This window comes from Candidatus Electrothrix sp. (genome assembly GCF_052785085.1).
In genome coordinates, this window is sequence record NZ_JALAAI010000078.1 from 1 (window position 1) to 19,269 (window position 19,269).

The window sequence follows — 19,269 nt, forward strand, 5'->3', positions numbered from 1 at the left end:
TTTGTTGAAGGACTCAATAACAGCATAAGAAACATTATTCGGACTGCGTTTGGATATAGAAATTTTGAAAATTTCAGGCTCAGAGTATTTGCGGAACATGGCGTTCCCCACTAATCTGCGATGAGCCGTAACAGTAAAGTTCGACGTAGAAGACCAGCTTGTTGTATTCGTCCGCGTACCCGAAGAGGTATCCGCATCACTGGCCCTAAACTGATACTCATAAGAGCCTTCAGATCCGCTGACTGTATAGGTTCCTTTGAAGGTATAACCACTGACAAAACTCAAGGTTTTAGTCTGCCAAGACGTTGTCCCTTGCCTTCTGAATCGTACCTGAACATCAACAATATATTTATTCTCCGGGTCATCCCACGTTGATTCAAAGGTGACCTGCTCACCTGAAGTTATCGAATTAGGTGTTGCGCTCCCCTTTACCAAGGTGGGCGGCTTATTCTCAACAAGAGTTGTTTTGGTTACAAAATAGGCAGCACTGAATTCGCTGGCCGGAATATCCGGAGAACCGGCACGGACGCTCCAAAAATATTTAGTTCCCTCTTTCAGGGTAAAACCGGAATAACTTGTAGATGAAGTCGTTTCGGTAAAACAGGTCGTCGTGTTTTTGCAATAGCTTTCGCCGTCCTCATCAACAAAATCTGCATAATGCCCGTCTTCAAGGACGACAATGCGATATACTGTTGCACCGGTAACAGAACTCCATCGAAAATTCTGGGAGCTTGTAGAAATATCCTCTGCGGCATTTGCAGGATTGTATAGAACAGGTTTACTTAATGTTTCAGAATAGGCTGTCCCACATGAAAAACTTATAAAAATAACCAGCAACAACAATATATTTTTAATGTTCATTCGTTTTACCTGATTTAGTACTATGCTCTTCGTCATCAAATTAGTTGACATTCTACGCCCCCATACCCCTGATATATCAAAACCTCTTCAACGCAGCGATAACCCCATTGCATAAACTGCCCCTGCATCCCCGGCTCACCTCTGAACGCTCTGAAATACACATACTCAGGAGCCAAATCAGCACCGTCGGTCGGGCCGCACTCTCATCCTTCAGGTCTGGGCCTGTTTGATATACAAAGGCATGATTCACTCCAGCGACGCCTCGACCTCAGCAAGATCATCCGTAACCCTTATGATGTGTTTAATCATATTCAGACGCTCAATATCCCTGATCCGCCGAATCTCCGGCAGCAGCCGCAGCCCTTTCACGCCGAACTTGACCGACAGCCCCATCTCTATCGCTTCGAGCGTGCCTTCAAGTATGCCCAACTGTCGCCCTTCGAGCATACCTTTCTGTCGTCCTTCCGAAACCCCGCGCTTGAATCCGATCCGCTCCACGCTCGTCACATACCGCACCTTTTTTTCCTCCTCATATTCGCCGATCTCCTGCCAGAACTCCTCTTCCATGTATTCGGGCAGGGCCATCATCCAGTCGATAAAGTGAAAAAGTCGGATCACGTCCTCTTTCTTCTGGCCGTGTTCATACAGCTTTCTCACCAGAGACAGTTTCCATTTTTTCCTCCCGTCGGCATCATGACGTGTTTCCTGTGTCTTCAGATGGGCCGTCACCGCCAGCGCAAAGGGATTGGCGTTTTCTTCCGTAATATCCCGGCGGTCCGCATAATCAAGAATCTTCACGCTCGGAAGTATCCCCACCGAACAAACTGTTCCTGCAAACTCGGCTCATCTCTGAACGCCCTAAAAAATATCAGATAATCCTGATCCCGCTTTCCAGGATGTGCCGGATAAAAGGATTCCCCTCCTTGAACTCTTCCGGGCTGTAGGGAATCGGTTCAAGAAGCTTGCTGACTTTCAGTTTGATACGCCGTATTTTTTCCCTGTCCAGAAAGCGTTCACCTTCAAACTTGCTCGACACAACCGCAAGGTCGATATCGCTCCACTCGTTAAATGTTCCCTGCGCGTAACTGCCGAACAGAACCGCCTGTTCCACAATGATACCGTTCTTTGTTAATTCCCCCAGAAATCGTTCTATGATTGAGCGGGCTGTATCCGGGATTTGAGCCATGCTGCCATCTCCTCTATTTTACGGAAATATTCTTCTGCAAATCCTAAGTGCATTTTTTGTAGAATTCGTTTTTATATTGCGGATATCGTGTTTCTATATTGAATTCACTCACTCTGTCTAAAAGCATTTCCTGCTCTTCACTCAATTCTATACGGCTCTGTTCAGCCAGTCTGAGCAGATTATGAGTTTTCGGCGGAAGCTTATTGTTGTTTTTCTGAACAAAGACGGCCTTGAGTATTTTTTCTAAAACCAGATGCCCGATAAACAAGCTCCAATCGTATTTTTTGGCGGTAAAAAGATTTTCCGCCGTTTCCCAGTCGTGTTCGGCACTTTCGAGCCAGTATTGTATGTGTTCCTCTATATTCATAGTAATGTTTCAGTAAAAAGAAGCGGCGGCAGGCGGAAATCAACCGGCCCAAACAACAGAAGAGTGTACCCGGAACGGGTATTTTTCGAGTGGAAATAATAACATACTTCCCGATATGCAGAGGTTAAAGGAGGTAACCCGGCTGTCTTATACAAAGACCCGTGGCTTTCCGACACCGCCTCACGACGGCTGTGGCTTTATCAACTTTCCTGTTCCGACCGGAAAGTCAAGGCACCTGCTCAGTGGATAAGCATTGCCATTTGTTATGGTAAACGCAACATAGCCTTGTTACTTCGTGCCTGTCAACTGTTTTCCATAAAAAACCTTAACGTGATGAGGAGACACAGAGCAAAAATGCTTGGGGCGCAATGAAAAAACTCTAAACCGAAGCTTGATTAACTACTGTGATCACGCTTGACGTTAATCACGCATTGCGTTACTATTTAATCATGATCAAGTCATTCAAATGCGAACAGACCAAAAAACTCGCAAAAGGACACCGAGTCAAACGCTTCGTCAATATTGCCAATGTTGCCCGACGCAAATTAAGGCAACTGGAGATCGCCGGTCGTCTTGACGATTTAAGAATTCCGCCCGGCAATCATCTTGAAGCACTCAAGGGCAATCGTGCGGGTCAACACAGCATCCGCATCAACGACCAATGGCGTCTCTGTTTTTCTTGGACAGATGCAGGTGCTGAACACGTTGAAATTGTTGATTACCACTGAGGTAAATGAATTATGAAAAAACTGAAACCTGTCACCCCGGGCGAACTCCTTCTGGAAGAATTCCTCAATCCCATGGGACTCAGCCAGTATCGTTTAGCCAAAGAAATAGATGTGCCAGCCCAGCGCATCAGCGAAATCATTGCAGGCAGGCGTTCCATCACAGCGGATACCGATCTGCGCCTCTGCCGCTTTTTCAGCCTGTCCAACGGCTACTGGCTCCGTGCCCAGGCTGCCTATGATACAGAGGTTGCCGAGCGCAAGCTCAAAAAAACGATCATGAAAATAACACCCTTTGCTGCACGGCAATCAGTTCAGTCCGACACTCGTCTGATGTGACTAATATAAATTTCTCTATGCAACTGTCGAGTTGATGTTGTTGTCACTCCACAAAGCTGGCAATCTCATCTACCGGGCTGCGTTCAGTGCGGTAGCTATTGGCCGGTGCCGTCATATCAGGATACCCCACAGACAGGCCCAGCACCAGTCGGTTATGCTCCGGGATATCAAGATATTTTTTGATAGCCTGGGAATAGTCGGTGACAAAGCCCTGGGGGACAGTACCTAATTCCTTGGCGTGAGCTGTCAGCATCAGGGCCTGGGCAAAAAGACCCAGGTCGAACAATGACCACTGGGAAAGTGAGCTGTCCTGATAAAGATAAATGGCATGGGGCGCACCGTAAAAGCAGAAGTTTGCTTTCTTTGCCCGGGCAATTACTGCCGGATCTGTCAAATCCATGCCCGTGAGTTCCTTGCGTTTGGCCATCAGATAATCAATGCGGGCCTGTTCCGCCTCGGGCCAGGATGTGGGAGCAGGCAGATCAGGTTCAGGTGGGGTGTCGTTATCCAGCAACTCCACCATCATTTGGGACAGTCCTTCTTTTTTCTCCCCGGAAACCACCAGTACCTGCCAGGGTTGGGAATTTTTATAGGAAGGACTCCAGCAGGCTGTGGCAATGATCTCTCTCAGTAAGTCCTGGGGAACCGGTTTCTCTTGGAAGGTGCGGATACTGCGCCGGTTGGTGATGCAGGTGAGGGTGTCCATTCTGTTTCTCCTTTGTATGCAATGTAGGGGTAATTTCCTGTGATTACCCTATCGTTTCAGGGCAGGCACAGGGGCCTGCCCCTACGGAACCGTTCTTTTAATGCTTAAAGGAACGTTGTCCTGTGAACATCATAGCCACTTGGGGTGTGGCCTCGTTACAGGCTTCGATGGTGGCATAGTCACGCATGGAGCCACCTGCCTGGAGAATAGCGGTGATACCCTCGCGGATACCCACATCCGCCCCGTCCCGGAACGGAAAAAAGGCATCAGAGATCATAGTGGAGCCAGGTAGCCCGCCCCGATCCGCCTTGACCTTGGCATCAATGGCCTCTTTATCGCCTGCATCCCGCTTACCTTGCTCAATTTCCAGGGCCAGATCTGCATAGGGAATGCCATACTGATCAAAGCAGATGATATCGGCATATTTTACATAGGCCTTGTGGACCGCAATCTCTGCCACGCCCACGCGGTCCTGCTCACCGGTTCCGATGCCAGTGGTGCAACCGTCTTTGACGTAGATAACCGAGTTGGAGGTCACCCCATGCTCCACGGCCCAGCCGAAGATCATGTCATCCAGCTCCTGCTGCGTGGGCTGGCGTTCACAGGCGTATTCCTGGCCCTTCCAGGTTGCAGTGGCTGGTTTCAGGTCCGCAGCTGAACGGATAGAATTCACAGCAGACTGTTGGACAATTATACCACCGTCAATCAGGGACTTGAAGTCAACAAAGCGGTACTTCTCAAAATCAGCCAAGCGGTTGATGCCGTCCATACGGATAACCCGCAGATTCTTGGCCTTGGCCAGGATTTCCAGGGCGCCGTCCTCGAACTCAGGGGCACAGACTACCTCCAGGTAGTTCTGGCTCATTAGCTCTGCTGTTGTCTTGTCAATGGCCTGGCTGGTGATGACAGCTCCACCAAAGGCAGCAATGCGGTCGGCCCGGTTGGCCTTATTATAGGCATCTGTCAGGTTCGCACCGACAGCAGCACCACAGGGATTATTATGCTTGAGGATGACCGCTGCCGGTTTGTCCACCAGATACTTAATAATATTCAGGCCGTTGTCCACGTCGGTAAGGTTGATCTTGCCCGGATGCTTGCCCACCTGGAGCATATCCTCTACCGTGATGCCACTGACCAGAGCATTGCCCGGCTCAATGAACTTGCAGTCACCAAGGGCCAGGTTACCGTTGACCAGCTCATACAGGGCTGCTTCCTGATCCGGGTTCTCGCCGTAGCGGATGCCGCGTTCGTCCACACCTCCATCTTCTGTGAGAATGGCCCAGGTCCGCTTGCGGTAGACCAGGGTCTGGTCACCAAAGGAGATGGTCATATCCATGGGGAAGGAATCACCGAGGATGTTTGTGTACATTTTCTTGATGTCGCTCATATTCTTGCTCCGGGTTGTCTTGGGGTAGAGGCAGGGCGCGCCATGCCCCTACTGGAATTACAAAACTCTCGGGCAGACACACAGGTCTGCCTCTACGTCCTGTCCTTTCTTGACAGACAGGGGATCTCTTCAGAAAGCTCAAAAAGATAATGAGTATAATAGGAACAGAATTGCTTGCCAAGGGAGAAAATGGGGCAGAAAATACGCTGTTGCTACACTCCAGCCTTGCTTGGCCGGGACAGTAACGACAAAATTATTTACCCCTTCTGTCTGCTGTGTTAGATTAGCTGTCATTTATGATATTATTATGATATTATTTTGGGTTTGTTCATTATCTCCGTGTGCGAAAAAACTCAGCAAGTAAGGAATTTGTCCATCATGTATTTTCAAGATATTATTGCGTCGCTGAACAGTTACTGGGCCTCTGCCGGTTGCGTGGTTATGCAGCCCTATGATATGGAAGTTGGTGCAGGAACCTTTCATCCGGCAACTATACTCAAGGCCTTGGGACGGGAACCTTGGAAGGCCGCTTATGTGCAGCCCTCTCGTCGTCCCACTGACGGACGTTATGGCGAAAATCCCAACCGTCTTCAGCATTATTATCAGTACCAGGTGGTGATCAAACCCTCTCCTGACAATATCCAGGAAATGTACCTGGAAAGCCTGAAAGGTTTTGGCCTTGACCTGCTGGAGCATGACATCCGTTTTGTTGAGGATGACTGGGAGTCGCCTACTCTTGGGGCCTGGGGCCTGGGCTGGGAGGTCTGGCTTGATGGTATGGAAATCACCCAGTTTACCTATTTTCAGCAGGCAGGCTCCATTGATCTGAAACCTATTACCGTAGAGCTTACCTATGGTTTGGAGCGCATTGCCATGTATCTCCAGGAAAAAGAATCGGTCTACGATATCCAGTGGAACGAGGAAGTGACCTACGGAGATATCTTCCTTCAGGCGGAGAAAGAGTTTTCAGCCTTTAATTTTGAAGAGGCCAAGGTTGATGATCTGCTGACCAGCTTTGATAACTATGAGCGGGAGGCCCTGAAGCTGGTAGAAAAAGACCTGATCCGCCCGGCCTATGATTACTGCCTCAAATGCTCCCATACCTTTAACCTGCTGGATGCCCGCAAGGCTATCTCTGTGGCAGAACGTACCCGTTATATCGGACGGATTCGTAATATTGCCCGCCAGGTGGCCCAGCATTATGTGGCCCAGCGTGAGGCCATGGGGTGGCCTATGCTGAAGGAACGGGGAGTAACAGAATTTGCGTAAATTATCAGCTGCAAGGATGTAGCTGCATTCTATGCAGAGGCCATGCGGACGGGGGTGGAGATGAATTTACTTTTTTGGAATTTGAACAGAAAGCATCTTCTCAATGAACTGTGTGCATTGTCTCGTCAATATGATGTTGATATTCTGGTTCTGGCAGAGAGTCCTCTTTCAGATGTGGATATTCTGACCACGCTGAACTCGGGCCAAAAAAGAAAATTCCTGCTTCCGCTTAATCTTTCAGAACGTTTGAGCATTTACACACGTTTTGTTCGGAAAAGCGTGATTCCCGTATCGGACTCAGTCGGTATTGCCATCAAGCAGATTGTTCCGCCATTAGGGCCGGATTTTATTCTGGTGGCGGTTCATCTTCCGAGCAAATTGCATCTCAGTGAAATTGATCACACCATGCTTTCTGTTCGTTTGTCGGAAATGGTATGCGAGGCCGAGCAAAGGGTCGGACATCAAAGAACCGTAGGTATCGGAGACTTCAATATGAATCCTTTTGAAAACGGGATGGTGACCGCCGATGGACTGCATGCGGTCATGGATCGAAAGATTGCTCTGAAAAAAGAGCGAACAGTTCAGGGCAAAGCACGAAGTTTTTTTTATAACCCCATGTGGAGCCGCCTGGGAGATCTTTCGTACGGACCGCCAGGAACCTACCATTATCCGAGTTCCGGGCAGGCATGTTTTTTTTGGAACTCTTTTGATCAGGTGCTCCTCCGGCCCTCTTTGCTTGATTTTTTCTCAGATCAGAATCTGGAAGTCGTTACGCGCTTTAACGGAACAAATTTACTAAAGGAAAACGGTCAGCCGAATAAACAGCAATTCAGTGATCATCTCCCGATTTTTATCAATTTATCCCTTGAGGAGGCAGCATAAAAATGGCAACAGTGGACTTATGGGGAGAACTACCCGATGTTGAAAAAATCAAAACGCCTTTCGTGATTTTAAAGGAGCAGGCTGAATTATTAACTGAAAAAACAGATGGCTTATTGGTAGGAGAGGTTGAGCAGTTAAAGACGGCGGGGGAATTTGAGTGTACATTAGATATTGTTGCTCCGACATTAAATAACTATCACTATACGTTAATTTATTTACATTACGATATGACACTATACCCTTTGAATTTATCATCTGGAGAGAATCCATCAGTGTCATGTTCCGATGAAGATGAGTTTAAAAAAGAGTTGGGGAAAATATTCAAGTCTCAAGAAACGCAAAATATCATCAGCAAACTTCTTGCGCATGTACGATCCGCATAATAAAAAAGGAGTTTGTCCATGACGTGGCAAGAAACAGGGGCTTTTATTGTTCAACGTGTTGTCGCGCTGATTACCGGCTTAGTTATCATTGCGATCATTGAACCGATCATCACATCGCCGGATATGCTTTCTCCCGATGCTGGTTGGTTTGCCCGACATGCAAAATTCTTTTGTATCTCCGGGGTGCTTGCTGAGGTCGCCCTTGTCTTTCAGTATTGGTCGCAAAACTTGAGAAAAGTCGGCTGGGTGCTGTTAGCTCTAACCTTTATTGTGGTAGCTTTTGGTTAAAGCCTTTCTCCAAAAAAAATAAGCAGGATGACATTAATGATATTATGACTACTTATATAACCACCCCAATTTACTACGTCAACGCCATGCCCCACATTGGGCATGCCTACACCACCATTATTGCCGATACTTATGCCCGTTTTCGCCGCCTTTGCGGTGACGATGTTCGTTTTCAGACCGGCACGGATGAGCACGGTGAGAAGATTGCCCAGGCCGCTGAAAAGGAAGGCGTTGAACCACGGGAATATGCTGACCGGATTTCTGCACTTTTTTGTCAAACCTGGCCGGACCTGGATATTGCACCGGATTATTTTATCCGCACTACAGATGCGGATCATGTTAAGGTGGTGCAGGATATCCTTCAAAAGGTCTATGATAGGGGAGATATTTATTTCTCTGAATATTCCGGCCATTATTGCAAAGGCTGTGAACGCTTTCTCACCGAGAAAGAATTGAAGGAAGGCAAGTGCCCGGATCATCTCACTGTACCAGAGGAGATCAGCGAGCAGAACTATTTCTTCCGCATGTCTAAGTATCAGGACTGGCTGATTGAGCATGTTGAGAGTAATCCTGAGTACATCACCCCGGAACGCTACCGCAACGAGGTGCTCTCCTTTCTCCGTGAGCCGCTGGAAGATCTCTGTATCTCGCGGCCCTGTTCCCGCCTGACCTGGGGCATTCCTCTGCCTTTTGATGAAAATTTTGTCACCTATGTCTGGTTTGACGCCCTGATTAACTACCTGACCGGGATCGGTTATCCAGACGGCTCCTGTTTTGATTACTGGGCCGGTGCCGAGCATGTGATTGCCAAAGATATCCTCAAACCCCATGCTATTTACTGGCCCACCATGATCCGGGCCATAGGTTTACCGCCATATCGACGGTTGCATGTCCACGGTTACTGGAATGTGGATGAGACTAAGATGTCCAAGTCCTTGGGCAATGTTATTCGTCCTCATGATCTGGTTGAGGAATACGGGGTGGATACGGTGCGTTACTTTCTCCTGCGGGAAATGAGTTTTGGCCGGGATTCTTCTTTTTCCACAGAGGCATTGGAAGCCCGTCGTGACTCGGATTTGGCCAATGACGTGGGCAATCTGTTCTCCCGTGCCCTGACCATGCTGGCCAAGTATGCTGATTCCACAGTACCGGCACTTGATAAAGACACCGTGACTGAGGAAGATCGGGTGCTGGCGGATGCCCTGGAAAAAATGGTGGCTGATTACAGCGTTGCGATGAATAGCTTTGAGTTTCATAAGGCCCTCCAGTCCATCTGGGAGGTTATTGGTATGCTCAACCGGTTTATTGTCACCAATGCACCTTGGGAACTGGCTAAAGACTCGGATCAGGCCGGGCGACTGAACACGGTACTGTATTTCCTGGCTGATAGTTTGCGTCTCCTTGCTCTGGTGCTCCGTCCGGTCATGCCCAGTGCGGCGGAGAAAATGGCTGCTGCTTTGGGGCTGAAAAAGGAATTGGCTGCGGCAAAACTGGATGATGAGGGATGCTGGGGCAAAATGCAGGCCGGGACAGTGTTGCATCAGGGCGAGGCCCTCTTTCCCCGTTTAGGGAAAAAGAAAAAAGAACAACCGAATAAACAGGAAAAAGGGCAGGGCAAGAAAGCAGAGGAGCAGGCGGTTGCCCCGGAAGTTGATATGGAAGGGCTGATCACCTTTGAGCAATTCGGTGAGGTTGAATTGCGGGTGGCGGAGATCGTCACAGCAGAGAAGATCAAAAAGGCCAATAAGCTGCTTAAGCTGACGGTCAAGGCACCGGAAGAGCGAACCTTGGTAGCTGGCATTGCCAAGCATTACAGCCCGGAAGAATTGGTCGGCAAAAAGGTGATCATTGTGGCGAATCTGAAACCGGCCAAGTTGATGGGCATTACCTCACAGGGCATGGTGCTGGCTGCCAAGGAAATTGATGCGGACGGCAATGAGCGGCTGGTGCTCTCCACCGTGGCAGGGGATATTGCGCCGGGATCTCGGGTGGCGTAGCGGGAAGTGGTCGTTCCCGCACTGGGGCGTGGGAACAAGAAAAAGGTTCTTTAGAGAGACGTTGGGATGATAACACAGCTTGAGATAAAGAACTTCAGAGGGTTCTCTGAATATAAGATTGATGATGTCGGGCAGGTTAATCTTTTGGTCGGCACGAATAATTGCGGGAAGACTTCAGTTCTGGAGGCTGTTCAGCTAATCAGGTCAAAGGGAGAGCTATCTGTCCTTTTTTCGCTCTTTGAAAATAGAGGCGAAAAAAAACAAAACGAAGAACATGCGAACATAGGGTACGAAGCTGACTTATCCAGAATATTCCATCAGTTTAACATAGAACTGAAATCTTACTTTTCTATCAAAACATTTTCAAAAGAATACCATGAGACTTTATCTGTAGTTGTAGAAGACGATTCAGTGCTTCATCCTTATCTTCACGAAGATATATATGCTTATAATCATCAGCATATAAATATCCGATGGAAGAACACAGAAAATAAAGAGAAAAAAATAGATTACCCTATAAGTAAATCAGGGGGATTGCTGCCATATAACGATGATAGATTGCCATTTCATTATAGAAAAATCTTGCATTTTTCGGGTAATAGAGAAAACGACGTAACGGTTCAACACGTCCCCTCTTCTTCTTTGTTGCCCAGGAAAGTAGCTGCTATGTTTGATAAAATAGTACTGACTAGTGATGAAGATATCGTTATTGAAGCACTACAGATTATAGAACCAGATATCGTCCGCCTTGCGTCCTTTAGAGGAATATCGTTTGATGATTATGTTCGTGGCGGCATTCTTGTCAAAAGCAGTAAGTGGGAAGAGCGAATCCCCATCGGCAGTTTCGGCGACGGAATATGGCGCCTGCTCGGTCTTATCCTCTCTCTCGTTGCCGCAAAAAACGGTACTCTCCTCATCGACGAAATTGATACCGGATTGCATCACACTGTCATGTCCAAAATGTGGAAGCTGATCTGCATCACTGCCAGAAAACTCAACGTCCAGGTTTTTGCCACCACTCACAGCAGCGATTGCTGGAAAACCTTGGCAGACAATGCGGTTGAGGACGAATTTGCCGACATGCCCATCCGCATTCATCGAATTAATAAGGATAAAGAGAGTGCAGTAACCTTTACGAACAGAGAAATGCATCTTGCCCTCAACCGGGAACTTGAGGTGCGTTGAAATGAATCATGAAAAGGTACTGCTGGTTGAAGGCGAGGAAGACAAACGGGTGATTCCAGAGTTTGTCGAAGCCAATGGGGTACAGTGGGGAGACAGGCCCAAGGATTGGATAGTTGAAATCAGGATCTTGGGCAGCGTAGAAAGACTGCTGAACAAAGAGGAAATCAGTATACAGCTGAAGACATCTGATACATTGAAGATTCTCGGTATCATCCTTGATGCGGACGATGCTCCTTTCAAGCGCTGGCAGAGTATGCGCAACTGCCTTCTTGACCGATACCCGGACATTCCAGAAGAATTACCTGCAACTGGTTTGATTCACGGCAATCCCGGAGAAATCAAAGTCGGCGTCTGGATGATGCCGGACAACAGAGCACGGGGTATGCTGGAAACCTTTCTCCAATTCCTTTTGCCGGAAAACGGCAGGGAATTATGGGAGTTCTCCGAGCAGAGCTGCCGACAGGCTAAGGAATCGGGAGCGTCTTTTAAAGACTGCCACCTCGACAAAGCAAAAATCCATACCTGGCTGGCATGGCAGAATCCGCCGGGAAGACAGCTTCATAATGCCATCACTGAGCACATTCTCTCGCCTGCTTCACCGCAGGCGGCAGTGTTCATGCAGTGGTTCAGAGACCTGTTTGAAGTATGAAGATCAAAGCCTGGACTTAAAGATCTGCTCTCCCCTCCTCAGAGCGTTCAAGTGCAGCTAAGTTTCATCCGTCTCTTTGCATTTCAGGGGATGAATGCTAATATATATGGCAAGCAATGAGTTGTGCTGTCGCTCCGTTTTATTCTACATTTTTTTAGCTGTGACTACAAAGAAACCTTCTGGAAGCAGTGCAGGCCATCGCCAGCGGCTTCGGGATAAATTTCAGGAAAAGGGCATTGAAGCCCTGACAGACGCTGAAGTCATTGAACTCCTCCTGACCTTTGGCACCCCCCGTTCAGACTGCAAACAGGCAGCACGGGATGCCTTGGTTAAATTTGGTTCCCTGCCGCGAGTGCTGGATACTCCTCCGGAAGAGCTGAAAAAGTTCAAAGGCATGGGGCCGAAGAATGTTTTTGCACTCCAGTTTGTCCAGGGAGTTGCCCGCCGCTATCTACGCCAACGGATTGAGAAAAAAAACTATATCACCTCATCCAGGGATGTGGCTGATTATCTGATCCACGCCCTGCGCGGCCTTCGGCATGAAGCCTTTATGGTTGTCTTTTTAGACGCCTCTCATGCAGTTATTACCAGTGAAATCATCTCCCAAGGAACCATCAATGTAAACACGGTTTATCCCCGTGAATTGATGAAGGCAGCCTTGGCTCATAATGCAGCCTCCCTTGTGGTGGCTCATAATCATCCTTCAGGCAGTCTTCAGCCTTCAGCGCAGGACGAGCAATTGACCCGCACCCTGTATTTGATGTGTTCATTTATGAATATTAACCTGTTGGATCACCTGATCATTGGAGCTGGTGAAAACGTGTACAGTTTTGCTGATCACGGTTTAATGACTGCTATTCAGAAAGATTGTTCTGAGGTTCGTTCCCGCCTTGCTTGATCTTGTGACCTGTCTTTTTGTTGAGCCTCTTTCTTAATGAGTGATTTTGGCCTGTATCTCCATATTCCTTTTTGTCTGAAAAAATGTCCTTATTGCAGTTTTTATTCCCTTGAGGGCCGGATGGATCTTGTTGAACGCTATGTCCAGGCAATAAACACCCAATTACGTTTTTGCGCAGAAGCATATCGAAATCACCTGCGCCCCATGACCAGTATTTTTTTCGGTGGGGGAACTCCAACGCTGTTGCCCGCAGCGGCCTTGAGCAGGCTTTTGAGCAAGTGTTTGGAGCGGTTTTCCTGTGCAGATGAAGCTGAGATTTCCATTGAGGTGAATCCGGCAACGGTAGACAGATCCGATCTTGCTGTCTTGCGGCAGGCAGGATTTAATCGTTTGTCCATCGGTGTTCAATCCTTACAGGATGCAGAGTTACGTCAGCTTGGTCGCCCTCATACGGTGGCAGATGCTGTGGACACGGTTCGATGGGCCCGGACAGCAGGTTTTGAGAATATCAATCTTGATCTGATGTACGGGCTTTCTGGGCAGGGGATCCAGACCTGGAAAACCACCCTTGAGCATGCCTTGGAGCTGCAACCGACCCATCTTTCCATTTACGAACTCACCATTGAAGCAGGTACGCCCTTTGCCCGAATGGAAGAGCAGGGCACCCTTTTTCTGCCTGATGAGGATACTGTCCTCTTAATGTTGGAGGAGACCCAACAGCTTCTTATGCAGGCAGGCTTGCAGCGGTATGAGATTTCCAATTACGCCCAACCAGGATACCAATGTCGTCATAATATCAATTACTGGCAGAATGGAGAGTATCTGGGCCTTGGGGCAGGTGCTGTTGCTTTTTTTAATAAGACCCGTTTCACCGCGATTGCTAATGCAGAGCAATTTTGCGCGCGTTTGGAAAAAGGGCAAGAGGTGTGGATGGAGAAAGAAAAACTTGACCGGGAAGCTGCATTTCGGGAAACTGTCATCATGGGCCTTCGTATGACAGCAGGGGTGTCACTGGCAGCATTGACTGATCATTTTGATCTGAATGCGGAAAGCTATTACAGTGATACCTTGCATCGCCTTATTCGTCAAGGTATGGTGCGTATTGTGCAGGGGCGATTACAGCTCACAGCCCAAGGATTTTTGTTGGCAAATACCGTTATGGCAGAGCTGGTGTAGTGATGGTGATTTATTGAGGTGAGTATATTTTTCTCACTCCAGCGCAAAAAAAATATTGCGTAACTTTTGAAACAGTGTTACGTATTTTGAAAAAGTAATACCCTTCATTGTGGGACACAGGTTTTTATGATGAAGTCAAAAAGGGATTTTGACCAGGAATTGGAAGAGTAGGGGATGAGTGATGAGCAGTACTGTTGCAGAATATAATGAAGTGATTGTGGCTCCACTTGCTGCAAGGCGTGAGGTTGTTGGGCTGAGTATTGTTATCTGTTGTATCGTCTTGCTTGCAGGCTTGCGGTATATGCAGGTCGCGCCCAAAGAAGATGTGGTGACAAGAATATCTTATCAAATTAACGATATTCGTCTCAAGAATCAGGCCCCGGTTTTGTACCGATCTTTACTTGGTGCTGTGGACAGTATTACCTGGACCTATGAGGCAGCAGGCACATGGCCAGAGGTTGCTGACTTGCAAACCGAATCTCTTCCGCCTTTTGTGGGTGATTTCTTACCCGCAGGTCTGCGTGGCTTTTCCTGGGAAATGCATCAGGGCGAGACCTGGGTTGACTATTATGGTACCAATACGCAGGTTGCTGAGGAAGAAAAAAAAGGATCCGATCCTTTGGAAAATAGTTTTGTTCTCCGTATTATTGATCTCCAGGCAGGACAATATCCTTATCCCTATGTTCAGGAGAGTCTGGAGGATCGTTTTACCGCCCAGATCTGGATAAACTCACAGATTGTTGACTACCCGAAAGAATTTCCTGCCGAATTGGGCTGGAAATGGGTGATGAGTGGTAATTTAGCTGTTAATGGAAAGATTGTAGAATCTTCCGGGACCTGATCAGTCTCTTCTTCTCTGTTAGCCAACATCAACTGACTGACAGCGTTATCTGATCTATTCAATATACATTCTATATAGTAATTTCTCTGCCGCCTTTTACAGGGGGATAAAGACAAAATACCAAAGGTTTCACATGAAGAAAATATTGCGCCCTCATTTTGTACTCGTTTTTTGCCTTGTCTTTTCTTCAATACAGGCATATGCCCAGGAACAGAAATGTCGTCTTAATATTGGAGCTTCTCTGCATCCATACTATTCCTGGGCCAAAAATATCGTTGGTGATGCGGCCAATGTGACCTCTATAATCCCTCCGGGATCGGATCCTCATTCCTATCAGCCGTTGCCGTCGGATATGCAGAAATTAGAAAATCTGGATGTGGTCATTATCAATGGGATAGGGCATGATGAGTTTATCAAGCCCATGCTCAAGGCCATTGAAAACGACAAATTGGTGGTTCTTGATACCAGTAAAGGATTGCCTCTTATCCCCAGTTTTAATAAGCATTACGATTTTGAAAAGGACAGCAAGGTCTCCTATAACAGCCATACCTATATTGCCATAACCGGTGCGATTCAGCAGATGCAGAAGATCGCCAGAAAACTGGGCAGGCTCTGCCCGGATCAGGCTGGTGTATTTGTGAGAAATGTCCGTGCGTACTCCATGAAGCTCCGTCGTATGCTCCAGTCTGCGTTGATGCAGATTGATATGCTTGATCTCAACAAATTACGTATCGCTACTGTTCATGATGGTTATTCGTATCTTTTTCAGGAGCTTGGTATTGAGGTCAGTGCGGTGGTACAGCCTCGGCATGGGATTAAACCCAGCGCACGCCAGTTGCAGGATACTATTAAAAGGATCAAGCGGGCCAAGGTCAATGTACTCTTTGGTGAGCTGGATTATGAAAAGAAATACGTAGATATTATCTACCAGGAGACTGGCTGCCGTCTTTATGCGCTTTCCCATATTTCCAATGGAGAGTATTCAAAGGAATTTTTTGAGCAGGCCATGCAGAGAAATATTGATGCCATTGTTGCAGCCTTGACCGAAGTTTCGGCAGGTGCTGCTCCGGGTGCAAAACCCGGCTCCATGGCAGCACCTATGCAGGAGAATATGTCACGGCAGATGCAGGATGCATCTCAGAAGATGCAGCAGGCTATTCAAAAAGATATGCAGAAATCTGTACCAAGAATACAGCAGGAACAGATGTCCGAGCGTATGCAGCAGCAGCTTCAGGATACCACCAGGCAGATGCAGGAGAACGTGCAGGAACAACTCAAAGATTCCATCCCTGCTATCCAACAGAAGCAGATGAATGAACGGATGAATCAACAGATTCTGGACACTCAAACGCAAATGCAGGGCACTATGCAGGAAAGCCTGCAAGAAACACTGCCGAAAATGCAGCAGCAGCAAATTAAGGATCAGATGAATCAGCAGATGCAGGATATGCAGAAAGGTGTGTTGAACAATCTTGCTCCGGGAACAAAGCCGGATAAGGAACAATAATGAGTGATATGGATGAGCATAATCTGCTTGAAATAGATGGACTTTCGGTTGCTCTTCGGGGCAACCGAATCCTTGAAGATATCAATCTATGCGTCCCAAAAGGGCATATCCATGCCCTGACCGGTCCCAACGGAGCTGGCAAGACCACCCTGATGCGGAGTATCATGGGGGGGATGCCTCATAAGGGAACCATTCGTTTTCTCTTTCGGGAAAGCGGTCGCGTGGGCTATGTACCACAGTTTCTCGATTTTGACCATTCTGTGCCGATCACGGTGTTTGATTTTCTTTTTCTGATGTTGAAAAAGATGCCTGTGTTTCTGGGACGTCGCAGGGCGATGCGAGCAAAGATTGAAGAGCTTTTGACAGCCACAGACTGTGCCCATCTGATTGATCGTTGTGTGGGCCAGCTTTCTGGTGGGGAGTTTCGCAGAGTTTTGTTGGCCCAGGCCCTGACCCCAAAGCCAGAGCTTCTCTTGCTTGATGAGCCAGCCAGCAATATTGACGAAGTTGGTATCCGTCATTTTGAAGAAATGCTGCTTAACCTGAGAGAGGAACATGGGATTACGATTCTCATGGTTTGTCACAGCATGGATATGATTTCCCGGACCTGCGATGCTGTCACAGCAGTGAATCGAAAGATTTTTTATGATGGCCCGACCCAGGGGCTGGATCATTCTGATCTGCTGCAGCAATATACATTTTTATAAGAGGCTATGGATTTTATTTACGATATTTTTAAAAGCTGGGCAGCTGATGGCTATCTGCCTGCAATATTCGAGCACACCTTCATGATTCGCGGCTTACTGGCTGCGTTGATCATTGGGCCGCTGCTCGGGGCGGTGGGCACTGTGGTGGTCACCAAGAAACTTTCTTTCTTTACCCAGACCATCGGTAATGCTGCCATGAGTGGCGTGGCTATTGGCTTGCTGCTGGGTGAACCAGTAGACGGAACCTATGCAGGTCTTTACGGTTTCTGCTTAGTTGTGGCCCTGCTGATAACCTTTGTAAAGAACCGAACCCGGCTTGCCAATGATACGATTATCGGGGTGGTTCTGGCTCAGGTGCTTGGGCTTGGTATTATTCTGATGATTGTGGTAACCAGTCAGTTCAATATTCATCAAATTGAGGGGATCCTCTTTGGCAGTCTGATTACCCTGAATGATAACGATCTGATAGCCCTGACTATTGCTTCTCTGGTTGTTGGTACCTTGTTTGCCTTTAATTTCAACAGATTTATGCTGGCCAGTTTTAATCGCACCTTGGCCAAGGCACGGGGAATCTCTCCGGTTTTTCTGGAGTATCTCTTTGTCACCCTGATGACCATTATGGTGGTGTCCAGCCTGAAATTAATTGGGGCCTTGCTTGTCCTGGTCCTGATTGTGGTTCCAGCTGCCGGGGCCCAACTGGTTGCTCCTAACCTTCGTTGGTTTGTCTGGCTCAGTGTCATTTTTTCCACTATCAGTACGGCCTCTGGCCTGCTGCTGTCCGGGATACTGCCAGTGCCCAGCGGTGCAGTGATTGCCTTGGTTTCCAGTATCCTGTTTTATGGGGCTCTGGTTTCCCGACCTCTTCTTTGCAGAGGCGGGCCCAATCAGGGAGAAATCTAACCCCATTCCGCCCAGCCTGCTTGATTTTACCGACCACTCTTATGCAAACACTTTATCTTATTCTTTATAAAAAAGGAGGTTCATCATCATGTCTAAAACGCAACCAATCAGACAGGCAGCTTTTCTGCTAGCCACAACCATGCTTTTTCTGTCTCTGGCTTCTTCAGCCTTGGCCCATGCAACCACTCTCTGGTGTTATGTGGAAAATAATCGGGTCTATGTGGAAGGATTTTTTATGGGCGGAAAAAAAGTCCAGAACGGTCATGTAGTAGTTGTCAATGATAAGGGTGAGAAAGTTCTGGAAGGAAAGACTGATAAAGAAGGAAAATTTGATTTTGAACCGCCGTACCAGGGTGACATGACGATTCTTCTCAAGGTGGATCAGGCCCATGATGCTGATTTTGAGCTGACTGAGCAGGATTTCCTTGATGCTGCGGCTGAAACGGAGTAATCTTGATCTTACGGGTACCACCAAGATGATGCTGAGACTTCTAAGTAACAAGCTTGTATCTCCTTGTTATTTTCAGGTTTGGTGCCGGGCGCAGGCCGGGAGGAACGCTTTCGATGATGATTTTTCTCCAGGCCCTCATCACATGATTCTGCCTGCCCACTCACTACCCTGTGACTGAGCAGTAAGGTGTCTCTCCTTCCTGCTCATATCTCATCAATTCTTTATTTTCCTTTCTATTACGCCACTCAATGATGTTTGGGAGTATTTTTTGAGTGGCGGTTATCGCTTTTATTTGTTCAGCAGAGTAGCCCTTTGTTGAACAAATTGATGTTGTCTGTTCGTCCTGTTGTTTGCTTTTAAATTGAAATTATAAGCAGATCATGTATCCTTATTTTACTCTGTTTTTTCAAAGAATCAGCATTAATGAATGCATATTTTGACCCAACTTTGTGAGAATCATTATCGAAACAATCCTAACTACCTGATTATTCGTTGGGCGTAAAAATATTTTTCGTTTATTATCAAGTAATTATATTTTTCAAGGCTTTTGCGGTGCCAAGAAATG

The 19,269-nt window shown here is 47.5% G+C and carries 21 protein-coding genes, 1 pseudogene and 1 riboswitch; of the genes and pseudogenes, 17 read left to right on the forward strand and 5 right to left on the reverse strand.

The annotated features are described in order from the left end of the window. A pseudogene (locus tag L2082_RS12625) lies at window positions 1-96 on the forward strand (transposase); the annotation flags it as partial. 1,011 nt (window positions 97-1,107) lie between these two features. Here the strand turns inward: L2082_RS12625 and L2082_RS12630 are convergent. The 3 genes from L2082_RS12630 to L2082_RS12640 form a co-directional block, all read right to left on the reverse strand. Continuing rightward, window positions 1,108-1,659, reverse strand: coding sequence for a hypothetical protein (locus L2082_RS12630; protein ID WP_446010985.1), 552 nt, complete (start codon window positions 1,657-1,659; stop codon window positions 1,108-1,110). Between the two features lie 70 nt (window positions 1,660-1,729). Next, complete coding sequence (locus tag L2082_RS12635; protein WP_446010984.1) at window positions 1,730-2,047, reverse strand: nucleotidyltransferase domain-containing protein; 318 nt, start codon at window positions 2,045-2,047, stop codon at window positions 1,730-1,732. Between the two features lie 43 nt (window positions 2,048-2,090). Then, entirely contained in the window at window positions 2,091-2,414 is a 324-nt protein-coding gene (locus L2082_RS12640; protein WP_446010983.1) for a HEPN domain-containing protein, read from the reverse strand. A gap of 129 nt (window positions 2,415-2,543) precedes the next feature. After that, window positions 2,544-2,620, reverse strand: a riboswitch (cyclic di-GMP riboswitch). A 243-nt stretch (window positions 2,621-2,863) separates the two neighbouring features. On the opposite strand from L2082_RS12640, the gene L2082_RS12645 reads away from it, so the two are divergent. Together L2082_RS12645 and L2082_RS12650 are read left to right on the forward strand one after the other, a co-directional pair. Further along, window positions 2,864-3,142 (forward strand): type II toxin-antitoxin system RelE/ParE family toxin, encoded by a 279-nt coding sequence (locus tag L2082_RS12645; protein WP_446010987.1) that lies wholly within the window; start codon window positions 2,864-2,866, stop codon window positions 3,140-3,142. A 12-nt stretch (window positions 3,143-3,154) separates the two neighbouring features. Next, window positions 3,155-3,478, forward strand: a complete 324-nt coding sequence (locus L2082_RS12650) for a HigA family addiction module antitoxin (RefSeq protein WP_446010982.1) — start codon at window positions 3,155-3,157, stop codon at window positions 3,476-3,478. Window positions 3,479-3,521: 43 nt separating this feature from the next. Here L2082_RS12650 and L2082_RS12655 read toward each other — a convergent pair whose 3' ends face one another. Both L2082_RS12655 and L2082_RS12660 read right to left on the reverse strand, forming a co-directional pair. Beyond that, complete coding sequence (locus L2082_RS12655; RefSeq protein WP_446010981.1) at window positions 3,522-4,184, reverse strand: nitroreductase; 663 nt, start codon at window positions 4,182-4,184, stop codon at window positions 3,522-3,524. A 97-nt stretch (window positions 4,185-4,281) separates the two neighbouring features. Then, window positions 4,282-5,571, reverse strand: a complete 1,290-nt coding sequence (locus tag L2082_RS12660) for an IMP cyclohydrolase (RefSeq protein ID WP_446009503.1) — start codon at window positions 5,569-5,571, stop codon at window positions 4,282-4,284. 378 nt (window positions 5,572-5,949) lie between these two features. Between L2082_RS12660 and glyQ the strand changes: the two genes are divergently transcribed. The 14 genes from glyQ to L2082_RS12730 all read left to right on the forward strand — a co-directional run bounded on the left by glyQ (window position 5,950) and on the right by L2082_RS12730 (window position 18,704). Then, window positions 5,950-6,840 carry a glycine--tRNA ligase subunit alpha gene (gene glyQ, locus L2082_RS12665; protein ID WP_446009504.1) on the forward strand — a complete coding sequence of 297 codons (891 nt, stop codon included), beginning with the start codon at window positions 5,950-5,952 and terminating at the stop codon, window positions 6,838-6,840. A 60-nt stretch (window positions 6,841-6,900) separates the two neighbouring features. Then, window positions 6,901-7,722: a hypothetical protein gene (locus tag L2082_RS12670; RefSeq protein WP_446009505.1), complete on the forward strand. Its 822-nt coding sequence runs from the start codon at window positions 6,901-6,903 to the stop codon at window positions 7,720-7,722. A gap of 2 nt (window positions 7,723-7,724) precedes the next feature. Then, window positions 7,725-8,105: a hypothetical protein gene (locus L2082_RS12675; RefSeq protein WP_446009506.1), complete on the forward strand. Its 381-nt coding sequence runs from the start codon at window positions 7,725-7,727 to the stop codon at window positions 8,103-8,105. 18 nt (window positions 8,106-8,123) lie between these two features. Continuing rightward, window positions 8,124-8,393, forward strand: a complete 270-nt coding sequence (locus tag L2082_RS12680; protein ID WP_446009507.1) for a hypothetical protein — start codon at window positions 8,124-8,126, stop codon at window positions 8,391-8,393. Then, complete coding sequence (gene metG, locus L2082_RS12685) at window positions 8,321-10,390, forward strand: methionine--tRNA ligase (RefSeq protein ID WP_446009508.1); 2,070 nt, start codon at window positions 8,321-8,323, stop codon at window positions 10,388-10,390. The genes L2082_RS12680 and metG overlap by 73 nt, the downstream gene beginning before the upstream one ends. A gap of 66 nt (window positions 10,391-10,456) precedes the next feature. Continuing rightward, window positions 10,457-11,575 (forward strand): AAA family ATPase, encoded by a 1,119-nt coding sequence (locus L2082_RS12690; protein ID WP_446009509.1) that lies wholly within the window; start codon window positions 10,457-10,459, stop codon window positions 11,573-11,575. A 1-nt stretch (window position 11,576) separates the two neighbouring features. Further along, window positions 11,577-12,224, forward strand: a complete 648-nt coding sequence (locus L2082_RS12695; protein WP_446009510.1) for a DUF3226 domain-containing protein — start codon at window positions 11,577-11,579, stop codon at window positions 12,222-12,224. A gap of 160 nt (window positions 12,225-12,384) precedes the next feature. After that, window positions 12,385-13,122: a RadC family protein gene (gene radC, locus L2082_RS12700; protein WP_446011812.1), complete on the forward strand. Its 738-nt coding sequence runs from the start codon at window positions 12,385-12,387 to the stop codon at window positions 13,120-13,122. A gap of 36 nt (window positions 13,123-13,158) precedes the next feature. Then, window positions 13,159-14,298, forward strand: a complete 1,140-nt coding sequence (gene hemW / locus L2082_RS12705; protein ID WP_446009511.1) for a radical SAM family heme chaperone HemW — start codon at window positions 13,159-13,161, stop codon at window positions 14,296-14,298. A gap of 181 nt (window positions 14,299-14,479) precedes the next feature. Further along, on the forward strand, window positions 14,480-15,139 hold the full coding sequence (locus L2082_RS12710) for a hypothetical protein (protein WP_446011813.1): 660 nt from the start codon (window positions 14,480-14,482) through the stop codon (window positions 15,137-15,139). 133 nt (window positions 15,140-15,272) lie between these two features. Next, window positions 15,273-16,646, forward strand: coding sequence for a metal ABC transporter solute-binding protein, Zn/Mn family (locus L2082_RS12715; RefSeq protein WP_446011102.1), 1,374 nt, complete (start codon window positions 15,273-15,275; stop codon window positions 16,644-16,646). Beyond that, a complete protein-coding gene (locus L2082_RS12720) occupies window positions 16,646-17,353 on the forward strand; it encodes a metal ABC transporter ATP-binding protein (RefSeq protein ID WP_446011103.1) in 708 nt (235 codons plus the stop codon). Before L2082_RS12715 ends, L2082_RS12720 begins: the two co-directional genes overlap by 1 nt. A gap of 6 nt (window positions 17,354-17,359) precedes the next feature. Then, window positions 17,360-18,253: a metal ABC transporter permease gene (locus L2082_RS12725; RefSeq protein ID WP_446011104.1), complete on the forward strand. Its 894-nt coding sequence runs from the start codon at window positions 17,360-17,362 to the stop codon at window positions 18,251-18,253. A gap of 88 nt (window positions 18,254-18,341) precedes the next feature. Continuing rightward, the gene (locus L2082_RS12730) at window positions 18,342-18,704 is read left to right on the forward strand and encodes a hypothetical protein (RefSeq protein ID WP_446011814.1); all 363 of its coding nucleotides are present in this window, start codon (window positions 18,342-18,344) and stop codon (window positions 18,702-18,704) included. Window positions 18,705-19,269 lie beyond the last annotated feature (565 nt).

Coding starts and splice junctions, on each gene's coding strand:
- L2082_RS12650 (WP_446010982.1), top strand. CDS start 3,155: ATGAAAAAACTGAAACCTGTCACCCCGGGCGAACTCCTTCTGGAAGAA.
- L2082_RS12680 (WP_446009507.1), top strand. CDS start 8,124: ATGACGTGGCAAGAAACAGGGGCTTTTATTGTTCAACGTGTTGTCGCG.
- L2082_RS12725 (WP_446011104.1), top strand. CDS start 17,360: ATGGATTTTATTTACGATATTTTTAAAAGCTGGGCAGCTGATGGCTAT.
- L2082_RS12640 (WP_446010983.1), bottom strand. CDS start 2,414: ATGAATATAGAGGAACACATACAATACTGGCTCGAAAGTGCCGAACAC.
- L2082_RS12730 (WP_446011814.1), top strand. CDS start 18,342: ATGTCTAAAACGCAACCAATCAGACAGGCAGCTTTTCTGCTAGCCACA.
- L2082_RS12720 (WP_446011103.1), top strand. CDS start 16,646: ATGAGTGATATGGATGAGCATAATCTGCTTGAAATAGATGGACTTTCG.
- L2082_RS12710 (WP_446011813.1), top strand. CDS start 14,480: ATGAGCAGTACTGTTGCAGAATATAATGAAGTGATTGTGGCTCCACTT.
- L2082_RS12695 (WP_446009510.1), top strand. CDS start 11,577: ATGAATCATGAAAAGGTACTGCTGGTTGAAGGCGAGGAAGACAAACGG.
- L2082_RS12635 (WP_446010984.1), bottom strand. CDS start 2,047: ATGGCTCAAATCCCGGATACAGCCCGCTCAATCATAGAACGATTTCTG.
- L2082_RS12660 (WP_446009503.1), bottom strand. CDS start 5,571: ATGAGCGACATCAAGAAAATGTACACAAACATCCTCGGTGATTCCTTC.
- glyQ (WP_446009504.1), top strand. CDS start 5,950: ATGTATTTTCAAGATATTATTGCGTCGCTGAACAGTTACTGGGCCTCT.
- L2082_RS12670 (WP_446009505.1), top strand. CDS start 6,901: ATGAATTTACTTTTTTGGAATTTGAACAGAAAGCATCTTCTCAATGAA.
- L2082_RS12690 (WP_446009509.1), top strand. CDS start 10,457: ATGATAACACAGCTTGAGATAAAGAACTTCAGAGGGTTCTCTGAATAT.
- L2082_RS12655 (WP_446010981.1), bottom strand. CDS start 4,184: ATGGACACCCTCACCTGCATCACCAACCGGCGCAGTATCCGCACCTTC.
- L2082_RS12675 (WP_446009506.1), top strand. CDS start 7,725: ATGGCAACAGTGGACTTATGGGGAGAACTACCCGATGTTGAAAAAATC.
- hemW (WP_446009511.1), top strand. CDS start 13,159: ATGAGTGATTTTGGCCTGTATCTCCATATTCCTTTTTGTCTGAAAAAA.
- L2082_RS12715 (WP_446011102.1), top strand. CDS start 15,273: ATGAAGAAAATATTGCGCCCTCATTTTGTACTCGTTTTTTGCCTTGTC.
- L2082_RS12645 (WP_446010987.1), top strand. CDS start 2,864: ATGATCAAGTCATTCAAATGCGAACAGACCAAAAAACTCGCAAAAGGA.